At 70.5% G+C, this 11581-nt stretch carries 11 protein-coding genes; 6 read left to right on the top strand and 5 right to left on the bottom strand.

Features of this window, described 5'->3' with window-relative positions; all coding sequences use genetic code 11:
* The first annotated feature begins 10 nt into the window (after nt 1-10).
* Together EJV46_RS10505 and arfB are read left to right on the top strand one after the other, a co-directional pair.
* Complete coding sequence (locus EJV46_RS10505; protein ID WP_131548574.1) at nt 11-949, top strand: tripartite tricarboxylate transporter substrate binding protein; 939 nt, start codon at nt 11-13, stop codon at nt 947-949.
* Between the two features lie 101 nt (nt 950-1050).
* Complete coding sequence (gene arfB, locus EJV46_RS10500) at nt 1051-1476, top strand: alternative ribosome rescue aminoacyl-tRNA hydrolase ArfB (RefSeq protein WP_131548573.1); 426 nt, start codon at nt 1051-1053, stop codon at nt 1474-1476.
* 129 nt (nt 1477-1605) lie between these two features.
* Here arfB and EJV46_RS10495 read toward each other — a convergent pair whose 3' ends face one another.
* Nucleotides 1606-2343, bottom strand: a complete 738-nt coding sequence (locus EJV46_RS10495) for an SDR family NAD(P)-dependent oxidoreductase (protein WP_131548572.1) — start codon at nt 2341-2343, stop codon at nt 1606-1608.
* Entirely contained in the window at nt 2340-3524 is a 1185-nt protein-coding gene (locus tag EJV46_RS10490; RefSeq protein WP_165585466.1) for a TMEM43 family protein, read from the bottom strand. Before EJV46_RS10490 ends, EJV46_RS10495 begins: the two co-directional genes overlap by 4 nt.
* 94 nt (nt 3525-3618) lie before the next feature.
* Between EJV46_RS10490 and EJV46_RS10485 the strand changes: the two genes are divergently transcribed.
* A complete protein-coding gene (locus tag EJV46_RS10485; RefSeq protein WP_131548570.1) occupies nt 3619-5427 on the top strand; it encodes an ABC-F family ATP-binding cassette domain-containing protein in 1809 nt (602 codons plus the stop codon).
* Nucleotides 5428-5429: 2 nt separating this feature from the next.
* Here EJV46_RS10485 and EJV46_RS10480 read toward each other — a convergent pair whose 3' ends face one another.
* Complete coding sequence (locus EJV46_RS10480; RefSeq protein ID WP_131548569.1) at nt 5430-6089, bottom strand: hypothetical protein; 660 nt, start codon at nt 6087-6089, stop codon at nt 5430-5432.
* A gap of 407 nt (nt 6090-6496) precedes the next feature.
* Between EJV46_RS10480 and EJV46_RS10475 the strand changes: the two genes are divergently transcribed.
* Both EJV46_RS10475 and EJV46_RS10470 read left to right on the top strand, forming a co-directional pair.
* Nucleotides 6497-7261: a (Fe-S)-binding protein gene (locus tag EJV46_RS10475; RefSeq protein WP_131548568.1), complete on the top strand. Its 765-nt coding sequence runs from the start codon at nt 6497-6499 to the stop codon at nt 7259-7261.
* Complete coding sequence (locus tag EJV46_RS10470) at nt 7258-7989, top strand: 2OG-Fe dioxygenase family protein (RefSeq protein WP_131548567.1); 732 nt, start codon at nt 7258-7260, stop codon at nt 7987-7989. Before EJV46_RS10475 ends, EJV46_RS10470 begins: the two co-directional genes overlap by 4 nt.
* Before the next feature lie 28 nt (nt 7990-8017).
* Here EJV46_RS10470 and EJV46_RS10465 read toward each other — a convergent pair whose 3' ends face one another.
* Nucleotides 8018-8569, bottom strand: coding sequence for a hypothetical protein (locus EJV46_RS10465; RefSeq protein ID WP_131548566.1), 552 nt, complete (start codon nt 8567-8569; stop codon nt 8018-8020).
* Nucleotides 8566-9906 carry a glycosyltransferase family 1 protein gene (locus EJV46_RS10460; protein ID WP_131548565.1) on the bottom strand — a complete coding sequence of 447 codons (1341 nt, stop codon included), beginning with the start codon at nt 9904-9906 and terminating at the stop codon, nt 8566-8568. The genes EJV46_RS10465 and EJV46_RS10460 overlap by 4 nt, the downstream gene beginning before the upstream one ends.
* A gap of 104 nt (nt 9907-10010) precedes the next feature.
* On the opposite strand from EJV46_RS10460, the gene EJV46_RS10455 reads away from it, so the two are divergent.
* Nucleotides 10011-11435 (top strand): mannose-1-phosphate guanylyltransferase/mannose-6-phosphate isomerase, encoded by a 1425-nt coding sequence (locus tag EJV46_RS10455; protein ID WP_206020762.1) that lies wholly within the window; start codon nt 10011-10013, stop codon nt 11433-11435.
* Nucleotides 11436-11581 lie beyond the last annotated feature (146 nt).

Here is an 11581-nt window from a genome sequence, read left to right as displayed (position 1 = left end):
ACACAAGAAGATGCGCTGGTTCCTGACCCTGGCCGCCCTGCTGCTGTCCCTGCCCGCCGCGGCGCAGGAGGCCTATCCCAATCGCCCCGTGCAGATGATCATCCCCTTCCCGCCCGGCGGCAACACGGACCTCATGGCCCGCGCGCTGCAGGCCGAGCTCTCCAAGGCGCTGGGCCAGCCGGTGGTCGGCGTGAACCGCGGCGGCGCGGCCGGCGCCATCGGCAATGCCGAGCTCCACCGGACCCGCGGCGACGGCTACACCATCGGCATCTCGCCCAACAACGCCATCACCACGCAGCCCTACCTGCAGAACGTGAACTACACGGCCGAGGGCTTTCGCTATCTCTGCCTGGTCTACGACAACCCGCAGGTGCTGATCCTCGGCCGCAACGCGCCCTTCTCCGACTTCCGGGGCATGATCGCGCATGCGCGCAGCGGGCGTGAGGCGCTGATCTACGGGGCGCCCGGCGTGGGCAGCACGCAGCACATCCTCACCGTGCAGCTGCTGCGCGCGGCCGGCGTGGACGGGCTCTACGTGCCCTTCACCGGCGCCGGGCCGCTCTCGCAGGCGGCATTGGCGGGGCAGGTGCATGTCTTCGTCGAGGCCGCCTCGATCCCGGCCTCCACGGGCCTCGGCGTGCTGGCCGTGCTCGGCTCGCAGCGGATGGCGGCCCTGCCGAACGTACCGAGCACCGCCGAGCTCGGCTACCCCATGGCCGGCACCACCTATGGCGGCCTCATCGCCCCGGCCGACCTGCCGGACGCCATGGCCCAGACCATCGAGCGCGCCTGCCAGACCGCGGTGACGAGCGAGGGCTTCAGGACCATCGCCGAGCGCCTGAACGCCGTGCCGAGCTTCCAGCCGGGCGCCACCTTCCGCGAGCGCTTCGTGGCGGAGAGCGTGGCCAACCGGGCGCTGCTGCAGGAGCTGGGCATCAGCCGGCAATAGCATTGTCCGGCGATCGGATTCGCGCCTTCGGGGCCTTCGCCCTGCTGCGGTCCGATCTTAGGGCTGGCCCCGGCGCGGCTTTCCGCGCCAAAAGCCGGACCATGCCCCTACGCATCTCCCCCAAGCTCTCGATCCCGGACGAGGAGATCTCGGAGACCTTCGTCCGCGCGAGCGGCGCGGGCGGGCAGCATGTCCAGAAGGCGTCCACGGCCGTTCAGCTGCGCTTCGACGCCTTCGCCTCGCCCGTCCTGTCCGACCGGATCAAGATGCGGCTGCGCGCCATCGCCGGCCAGCGGATGACCGACAGCGGCGAGATCGTCATCTTCGCCCAGCAGCACCGGTCCCAGTTGCGGAACCGGGAGGATGCGCTGGAGCGGCTGGCCGAGCTCCTCCGCGAGGCGGCCGCCCCGCCGCCGCCCGTCCGCCGCAAGACCAGGCCCACCAAGGGCTCGCAGACGCGGCGGATGGACAGCAAGACGAAGCACGGCGCCACCAAGAAGCTGCGCTCCGGCCCGATCAGCGACTGAGGCGCCGCTCGGGCCGGGATGGCCGGCTAGAGCATCATCCGACCAGACGGAATCGTCCGGTCGGATAAAGATGCTCGAAAAAAAACGGCTAGAGACTTTGCAGTGAGCCCTTGCGAACGAAGAAGGCTCTTAAAGCAGCTGGCCGCCATCCACCACCACCGTGTGGCCGGTGACCCAGCTCGCCAGCGGCGAGGCCAGGAACAGCACCACATTGGCCACCTCCTCCGGCGTGCCCATGCGGCCGAAGGGGATGCTGCCCAGCGTGGCGTTGTAGAGGGCCGGCGCCTCGGTCTTCCGCTTCTCCCAGCTGCCGCCCGGGAACTCGATGGAGCCCGGCGCCACCGCGTTCACCCGGATGCCGTCCGCCGCGAAGAGCGAGGCCTGGCTCATGGTGTAGTTGATGAGCAGCGCCTTCACCGCGTTGTAGACCGGGCTGCGCGTCGAGGCGCGGTAGCCGGAGATCGACGAGACGTTGACGATGCTGCCCTTGCTGGCCTTCAGCGCGTCCAGCCCGGCGCGGCTGGCGCGGAAGGTGGCGAGCACGTCCACGTTCAGCGCGGAGTTCCAGCCCTCCTCGGTGTCGACCATGCCGAAGCCGCTGGCGTTGTTCACCAGGATGTCGAGGCCGCCGAGCGCGCCGATCGCCCCGGCGATGTAGCCGTTCACCGAATCCTTGTCGCCCAGGTCGCAGCTCGCGGCATGGGCCTTGGCGCCCATCTCCGCCTTGGTGGCCGCCAGCGCCTCGGCGCCGCGCGCGCAGATCGAGACGGCGGCGCCGGCCCTGGCGAAGCCCAGCGCCACGCTGCGCCCGATGCCCTTGCTGCCGCCGCAGACGATGACGCGCTTGCCGGTGAAGTCGAAGCTCATGCCAATTTCTCCTGTTGCGGCCTGCGTCGGCGCAGCCGCGTGAATCCATAGGCGAGGGCGAGACCGGCGGCGAGGATCGCGATGCCGACCAGCGGCCGGTAGAACAGCCAGGCGATCGCGATGACGACCGGCGCGACCAGCGCCGTGAGCACGGCCGCCAGCGCGCCGGTCCCGAAGCCGACGACGGCGCCCAGCGGCGGGATCACGTCGGCCAGCACCTTCAGCGGATTGAAGAGCAGCGCCCAGCCGACGAACATCAGCACCACGCCCACGAGGCGCAGGATCCAGGTCAGCAGCGCATTGTCGTCCTGCGCCTGCTGGAACATCGCCGGCGCCGGCACGGTGCCGGCGCGGATGAGCATCAGCCGGTCGCCGGCATTGGTCGCATAGGGGCCGAAGGCGTCGCCGGCCTGCGCGGCGATGACGGAAACGTCGCTGGGCTGGGCATAGCGCCAGGTGATGCGAAGGTCGCCGACGCGCGGGTTGTTCGGGTCCCCGCCGATGTAGCGGGTGCTGTCGCCGGAAGGGAGGCTCAGCGTCTGGTCCGCCGGCAGGCCGCCGATCTGCTGGTCGGAGAGGCGGAAGCCGCCCAGCGTTACGCCCTGGGCGTTGAAGCTGCGCGGCTGATACCGGAGCGCGGGATTCTGGTGTCCGTCCGGCTGGCGGAAGCGGCTGGAATCCACGCGCCCGTCATGCCAGCCGCGGCGATAGGTGCTGGTGGTGACCGTCTCGGTCCCGCCACCGAGCCGCGTGCGGGTCTCGCTGCGGTTCTCCTCGAGCCACTGGAACATCTCGACGTTGCGCACCAGCCGCAGCGTGCCGTCGGGCGGCCTCGCGTCCAGCTCGGCGTCGAGCGGCACCTGGCCGACCCGCACCGGGCCGGAGACATGCACCAGCCGGCCTTCATTCGCCCCATCCGGCCGGTCGGCGGGGACGTCGCGCACGAGGCCGGCGCCTTCGGTGAGCGAGCGCGCCGTCTGCACGGCCCGCCCCTCGTTCCAGAACAGGAGAAACCCCGAGCCGGGGATCAGGACCAGCCCAATGAGCAGGCCGACCAGCGCCGAGCCGATGCGGGAGAACCAGGATTGCGAGCTGGTGGAGGTGAAGGTGTCCGCCCCGCCGGGGGCGCCGCCGGGATTGGTCCAGGGGCTGCCAGACTCACTGCCTCCGCTGTCGGACATGCTTGCCTCCGCCGCCTTCGGCGCCATGGAAGTCGGCGCCGTGAGGATTGTCCAGAGCTTGACGCGCCGTGACGGGCGGGCCATCGCCCCGGGCATGGCCGCACCCCCCCTTCTGCTGCTCGACAATATCCGCTTCACCCTCGGCAATTCGCCGCTCCTGCATGGGGCGGGGCTGTCCGTCTCGCCCGGCGAGCGGCTGGCGCTGGTGGGGCGCAACGGCAGCGGCAAGTCCACCCTGCTGCGCATCGCCGCCGGCGAGCTGGAGCCCGAGGGCGGCACGCGCTTCCTCCAGCCCGGCGCCACGCTGCGCTACCTGCCGCAGGAGCCCGACCTGTCCGGCCATCGCACCGTCGAGGACTACGTGATGGCGGGGCTCGGCCCCTCGGACGATCCGCACCGCGCGCGGGCCCTGTTCGAGGGGCTGGGCCTGACCGGCGAGGAGGACCCCTCGCGCCTCTCCGGCGGCGAGGCGCGGCGGGCGGCGCTGGCCCGCGCCCTGGCGCCGCAGCCCGACATCCTGCTGCTGGACGAGCCGACCAACCATCTCGACCTTCCGGCCATCGAATGGCTGGAAAGCGAGCTGGCCTCGCTGCGCGGGGCGCTGGTGCTGATCAGCCACGACCGGCGCTTCCTGTCCCGCCTCTCGCGCGCCACGCTCTGGCTTGACCGCGGCGTCACGCGGCGGCTGGACCGCGGCTTCGGCGAGTTCGAGGCCTGGCGGGAGGAGCAGCTCGAGCTGGAGGAGCAGGCGGCCCACAAGCTCGGCCGGCAGATCCTGCGCGAGGAGCATTGGCTGCGGCACGGCGTCTCCGGCCGCCGCAAGCGCAACATGCGCCGCGTGGGCGAGCTGCAGGCGCTGCGGGCGGCGCGGCGCGAGCGGATCAAGCCGACCGGGACGGTGAACATGCAGGCGGCCGAGGCGTCCTCGTCGGGCCAGCTGGTCATCACCGCCGAGGGCGTGGAGAAGGCCTGGGGCGAGACGCCGATCCTGCGGAACTTCTCGACCCGCATCATCAAGGGCGACCGGATCGGCATCGTCGGCGCCAATGGCGCGGGCAAGACGACGCTGCTCAACATCCTCATCGGCAAGCTGCCGCCGGATGCGGGGACGGTGAAGCTCGGCACCAACATCGCCATGCGGGCGCTGGACCAGCTGCGCGCCACGCTCGACCCCGCACGGAGCCTGGCCGACACGCTGACGGACGGCAATGGCGACCAGGTCTGGGTCGACGGCAAGCCGCGCCACGTCATCGGCTATATGCAGGACTTCCTGTTCAGCCCCGAGCAGGCGCGGACGCCCGTCGGGAAGCTCTCCGGCGGCGAGCGGGGCCGGGTGCTGCTGGCCAAGGCGCTGGCCGCCCCCTCCAACCTGCTGGTGCTCGACGAGCCGACCAACGACCTCGACCTCGAGACGCTCGACCTGCTGGAGGACATGCTGGCCGACTATGCCGGCACGGTGCTGCTGGTCAGCCATGACCGCGACTTCCTCGACCGCGTCTGCACCGGGATCATCATGGCGGAGGGGAACGGCCGCTGGCAGGATTATGCCGGCGGCTATTCCGATATGCTCGGCCAGCGCGGGGAAGGGGTGCAGGCGCGGAGCGTGGCCAAGGCGGCTCCGGCGCGCGAGGCCGCGGTCCCGCGCGCGCAGCCCGCGGCTTCCGCGAAGCGGCTGAGCTTCAAGGACCAGCACGCGCTGACGACGCTGCCGGCGACGATGGAGAAGCTGCAGAAGGAGATCGGCGTGCTGCAGAACTGGCTGGCCGATCCCGGCCTGTATGCGCGCGATCCGAAGGGCTTCCAGCAGCGCACCGCGGCCCTGGCCGAGCGCCAGGCCGCGCTGGAGGCGGCCGAGGAGGAGTGGCTCAGGCTGGAGCTGCTGCGCGAGGAGCTGGGGGCCTGAACTCAGCGCGTCCGGTTCTCCAGCGCCTGGATCAGCGGCACCATGCTGTGCGGGTGCGGGCTCTGGCTGGCGAGCTGGATGGTCTGGAGCGGCAGGCCGACATGGGCGCCGACCAGGCTCACCGGGTCCATGTTCCCCCGGAAATTGACGATGGGCGCGAAGGCGTCATCGCCCCCTGCCGCCGCAGCCTTGTTGAGCAGGGTCACGACCTGGCCGCCGATCCCGGCCGTGATCAGGCTGGACAGCATGCTCACCCCCGCTGACCCGGCGCCGCCCACCAAGGCACGCACGGGATTGGACGACATCTGGTTCATCAGGGCGAGGCAGCCCGGCGCGTTCCAGGTCACGCCCGGAAGCTGGCAGATGGCGCCCACGATCTGGACGAAGGCGCCCCCGAGCGAATGGCCCGTCAACCAGACGATATCGGCCTTCCGGGCGATCATGGAGGTGAAGGTGACGGCGTCGTTGATCTTCATGGCGAGGGCATTCAGCCCGAGGCCGATCCCGCCGATATCGGCGTAGACGGTGTCCTTCCAATTGGCGGTCCCCCGGAAGCAGACGCAGGCGATGCGGGCCCGGCCGGTCCTCCAATAGACGCGGGCGCGGAAGTTGTCGTTCTCGTAGAGGTCCTGGATCTGTCCGGTGGACCAATCCTTCAACATCGTAGAGTTGCTGGCATCCGAATAAATGTCGTCGGCAATCTTGGCCATACCCAAAATGTCGTACATGAACTCCCCCACGACGAGTGCATGGACCGACCGGCCCTATCCGCATGGAATAAGGTCGATAGAACCATCGATATTGAGAATGCCCTGATCTGCCGACTTGAAGTATTCAGGTCGTGACAGAGTGATTGCTCTCGATGCGGAATCTCTTTGATCTATGCCTGGAATTCCATCCCCCATTTTGTCGCGTGGGTGTCACGATCCGAAGCGCATGGCGGACCAATCTCCCGGAGGTGCGGCGTCGAATTGGTCCGGTCCCCTGCGCCGTCCGCACCCCTGCGGACCGCACCATGCAACGCCTCCTCCCTTTCGGGAGATGGCAAAAGGGCGATAGCCTCCCTCGCATGGCCAAGCCCCGCGTTGCCCTCTTCGTCACCTGCCTCGTGGACCTCTACCGGCCCACGGTCGGCTTCGCGGCGATCCGGCTTCTCGAGGAGGCCGGCTGCGAGGTCATCGTTCCCGAGGCACAGACCTGCTGTGGCCAACCCGCCTTCAACGGCGGCGACCGGGCGTCGGCCCAGGCGATCGCCCGGCAGGTGATCGATCATTTTTCGGCCTACGACTATGTCGTGGCGCCCTCAGGCTCCTGCGGCGGGATGATGGCGCACCACTATCCGGGCCTCTTCGGCGACACCGATCCGCAGTATCGCGGCAAGGCCGAGGCCATGGCGGCCAGGACCCACGAGCTCGTCTCCTTCCTCACCGACGTGATGAAGATGGACCGGGTGAAGGCGCAATACGACGGCACCGTCACCTATCACGACAGCTGTGCCGGCCTGCGCGAGCTCGGCGTCAAGGCGCAGCCGCGCCGGCTGCTCGGCACGGTCGAGGGGCTCGACATCGCCGAGCTCGCGGAGCCCGAGATCTGCTGCGGCTTCGGCGGCACCTTCTGCGTGAAGTACCCCGAGATCTCCACCCGCATGGTCGCCGACAAGGTCAAGGACGTGGCCGCGACGGGGGCCGGCACGCTCCTCGCGGGCGATATGGGCTGCCTGCTGAATCTCGCGGGCCGGCTGCGGCGCGAGGGCAGCGACGTGCATGTGCGCCACGTCGCCGAAGTTCTGGCGGATATGACGCGCGAGGCCCCGCCGATCGGAGAGGCGCCATGAGCTCGACCCTGGGGAGCCTGACCCTGGACAGCATCGCCGACGAGGTCGCGGAGCGGGGCTACGCCCGGCGCAGCCCCGCCGAGGTCCGCGCGACGCTCCGCGGCTCGGATGCGGAGCTGCGCGACTTCGCCGGAAGCTGGCAGCGGCTGGAGACGGACGGCTTCATGCGCGACGGCGGTCGCTATCGCCTGCGCCGGCTGGCCAACTTCCTGGCGATCCCCGGCGAGGCCGGCCACCGCCGCGGCCTGCATCGCGCGCATTTCCAGGCGACGGTGCACAACACCCTGAACGGCGGCGTGGACCGCTGGTTCGCGCCGGTGGAGGACGCGGCGGTCGCCAATCCCTTTTGCCAGGGACTGCTCGCCCTCGGCCGGGACGTGGCGGACCGGCTGCACCCGGCCACGCGCTGGTTCGTCGAGATGCACCAGTTCCGCGTCCAGGCGCAGCCCAATTCGCCGGGCCATCCGACGCCCGAGGGCGTGCATCACGACGGCGTGGACGTGGTCCTCATCGCCATGCTGGCGCGCACCAACCTGAAGGGCGGCGAGACCCGCGTGACGGACGACGATGGCCGGGAGCTCGCGCGCTTCACGCTGGAGGGGATGCTGGACCTCACCATCCTGGACGACCGCCGCGTGATGCATGGCGTGACGCCGGTGCAGCCGGCCAATAATGCGCTCCCCTCCAGCCGGGATGTGCTGGTCCTGACCTGGAAGCGGGCCGCCTGAAGCGGGATCCGCCGAACAGGATCGCGCTCTAATCCAGCAGCTTCTTCTCGATCGCGCGCAGCCGATGCCCGAGCTGCGCCTGCGCGGCCTCGATCAGATCGTTCACGTAATCCACCGAGATCGCGGGCGAGAGGCTCGGCGCCGGCGGGATGCGCCCGGCGATCAGCGCCTCCAGCGCCGCGAGGCGCTCGCGCATCTCGGAGCGGAGGGCCGCCAGGTCCGCGCCCAGGGCCGCGACCTCGCCCGCCAGCGCCGGCGCGGCCGAGGTGGTGCCCGCCGTCTCGCGCAGCGCCGCCATCTCGGCCCGCAGCGCCTCCGTGCGGAGGCGGAGCTGCGCGGCCAGGGCTTGATCCGGCGGCACCGGCGTGGCGTCGAGCGAGAGGGGGAGCGCCTTCAGCTTGCCTTCCTCGGAGCGGAGGATCCGCCCGAGCGTCTCGAGCCTGAGGTCGGGCCGGCCGGCGATGGAGGCCAGGTGGTGCTCGAATCCGCCCTCCTCCGGCCAGCGGCCCAGGGCGGCGAGATAGGCATTCACCACGAAATCCGCGTCGGACCCATGCAGCAGCTCGCCGGCCGTGATCATCCGCGCGCTCCCGGCAGGTGGATGCCGAGCCGCCCGTACAGCGCGCCGAGCCGTTCCGCATAGCGCTCCGGGCTGAATGCCGCGGCGCGGCGCGGGCCGGCCTCCTCCAGCCTTCCGCGCAGCCCCTCGTCCCCGTCCAGGGCGCGCAGGGCTTCGGCCAGTTCGCGCGTGTCGGTGGGCGTCACCGCCAGGGCGGCGTCGCCCACCACTTCGGGCAGGCTGGAGGTGTTGGAGGTCAGCACCGCGGTTCCGAGCTGCATGGCCTCGATGGCGGGCAGGCCGAAGCCCTCGTAGAGGGAGGGGAAGCACAGCGCCCGGGCGTGGCGCAGCAGGATGTCCACGTCCAGGCGGGGGACATAGCCGAGATGGCGGATCCGCCCGTCGGCGGTGCGGGTGCCGTTCGCCTCCGTCAGCAGCCGCATCTCGTCCTTGCCGTGCTCGGCCACGTTGCCGACGATGATGAAGGGCGTCGTGATGCCCGAGGCGAGATAGGCGTCCAGCATCCGCGCCAGGTTCTTCCGCGGCTCGATGGTGGAGACGAAGAGGAAGTAGCCGCGCGGCTCCAGCCCATGGGCGGCGCGCAGGCGGGCCACCGACATCGCCTCGTCCATCTCCTGCTCCGGCGGGAAGACGGGCTGGTAGGTGTTGGTGATGCGGTCCCCGGCGATGCCGAACTGGTCGATGATGTCCTGCCGCGCATGCTCCGACACCGTGACGATGTGCTCGGCGTCGCGCACCAGGATCCGCAGCGTGTTCAGCCAGCGCGACTTGATGTCGAGCGTCGCCCAGGGCAGCCGTAGCGGGATCAGGTCGTGGATGGTGTAGATGTTGCGCGCGCCCACCAGCCGCATCGCATGGCTGTAGGTCCAGTGCATGAGCTCCGGCGGCCGGCCCTGGACGCGGACGGGCAGCAGCCGCTTGGAGACCGTGAAGTTCACCAGCGCGCGGCCGAAGGCGTCGTTGGCGTTCCACAGCTCGTCCACGGGGGGCAGGCTCGCGGTGCTGAAGCCTTTGTGGGTGATGGCGGAGACCGCGGTGCTGTCCACCATGCGCGAGATCTGCACCGGCTGGGCCAGCGGGCCGCGCGGTTCCAGGGCGATGTCGATCAGCCGTTGCCGCAACGAGCGGTTGGGCCGGGCACGGGCGTCGAAGAAGCGGACCTCGCGCTCGGTCGCGTCCTTGAGTCGCGGCATGGGCCGCCCGTAGAGGATGCCGAGATTCGCGCCGAGCGCGCGCAGCGTGGCCGCATGCCCACGGGAATAGGTGGTGATGCCGGTGCCATGGGAATGGGTGAGCGAGAAGCCGTCCATCCAGATACGAGGAGTGTCACCGGGCATGGACCCACCTTGCCTTCGCGGCGACAAGGCGACAAGGCTGCCATGAAATCACCCGCATCTGCCGGCACATCCCGTCGCACTGAGACACAGGAATGCTCCGCCCCATGAGTCCCACCGACATCGTTCCCGTCATCCTTTCTGGCGGAACGGGCAGCCGGCTCTGGCCGCTGTCCCGCGAGTCGAACCCCAAGCAGTTCTGGCCGTTGCTCACCGAGCGCACGATGGTGCAGGACACCGCCTTCCGGGCTTCCGGCCCGGGCTTCGCGCCGCCGATCGCCGTGGTGGGCGAGGGGCACCGCTTCCTGGTCGCCGAGCAGCTGCGCGACGCCGGGATCCGCGACCCGCAGATCATCCTGGAGCCGGAGGGGCGCAACTCCGCCCCGGCCATCGCCACCGCCGCCCTGCTGGTGGCCGAGCACAACGCCGATTCGGTGCTCTGGATCATGGCGGCCGACGCCGCGATCAACGACGTGCCGGCGCTGCATGCCGCCCTGGCGAAGGCGGCCGCGGCCGCGCGGACCGGTCGGATCGTCACCTTCGGCATGCGCCCCGACCAGCCGCATACCGGCTTCGGCTACATCGAGATGGGCGAGGGCCTGGCGGAGGTCGCCGGCGTCCATGTCGTGGCCAGCTTCAAGGAGAAGCCGGACCTGGAGACCGCGAAGCGCCTCTCCACCGACGGGAAGCATGTCTGGAACAGCGGCATGTTCGTCGCCACCGCCGCGACCCTGCTGCAGGAGCTGGCGCAGCACGCCCCGGCGGTGCTGGCGGCGGCCCGGGCGGCGCTGGCGGCCTCCGCGCGCGACCTGGACTTCATTCGCCTCGGCGCGGAGGAATTCCGCCACGCGCCCTCCGTCTCGATCGACTATGCGGTGATGGAGCACACCCGCCACGCCGCCGTGGTGCCGGCCGATCTGGGCTGGAGCGACGTGGGCAGCTGGGACGCGCTGTGGGAGGCCTCGCCCCAGGACGGAAAGGGGAACGTGCTGCACGGCCCGGTGGAGGCCCTGGACGCCGAGGGCTGCCTGATCCGCTCCGAGGGGATCATGACCGCGGTGCTCGGCCTGAAGGACGTGGTGCTGGTCGTGACGGACGACGCCGTCCTCGCCCTCCCGCGGGACCGCGCGCAGGACGTGAAGCAGATCGTCGAGCGGCTGCGCGGCAAGGGCAACAAGCTGGCCACCGAGCATCGCCGGATGTACCGCCCCTGGGGCCATTACGAGGGGCTGATCATGGGCGACCGCTTCCAGGTGAAGCAGATCGTCGTCCGCCCGGGCGGCCAGCTCTCGCTGCAGAAGCATCATCACCGGGCCGAGCACTGGGTCGTGGTGAGCGGCACGGCCCGGGTGCGGCGCGACGCGGAGAGCATCCTGCTGACCGAGAACCAGAGCGTCTACCTGCCGCTGGGCTGCACGCACCGGCTGGAGAATCCGGGCATGATCCCGCTGGCGCTCATCGAGGTGCAGGTGGGCTCCTATCTCGGCGAGGACGACATCGTGCGCATCGAGGATAACTATGGAAGAAGCTGAAGGAGCTTCTTTTTTGCCCTCAGACGCCGGGCGGCCGCTCCGCGGCCTTGGCTTCGCCGCGCCACGGGGGCGCCCGGCCGGGAGGTCGGGTGGGCGGCGCCGGCCGCTTTGCGGCCGGATGGCCGGGGGGCCGCCCCTGATCTGGG

The organism is Roseococcus sp. SYP-B2431 (assembly GCF_004336745.1).
Lineage (GTDB): Bacteria > Pseudomonadota > Alphaproteobacteria > Acetobacterales > Acetobacteraceae > Roseococcus.
Note: the sequence above shows the minus strand (reverse complement) of the source record. Positions and strands in the feature narration are given on the sequence as shown.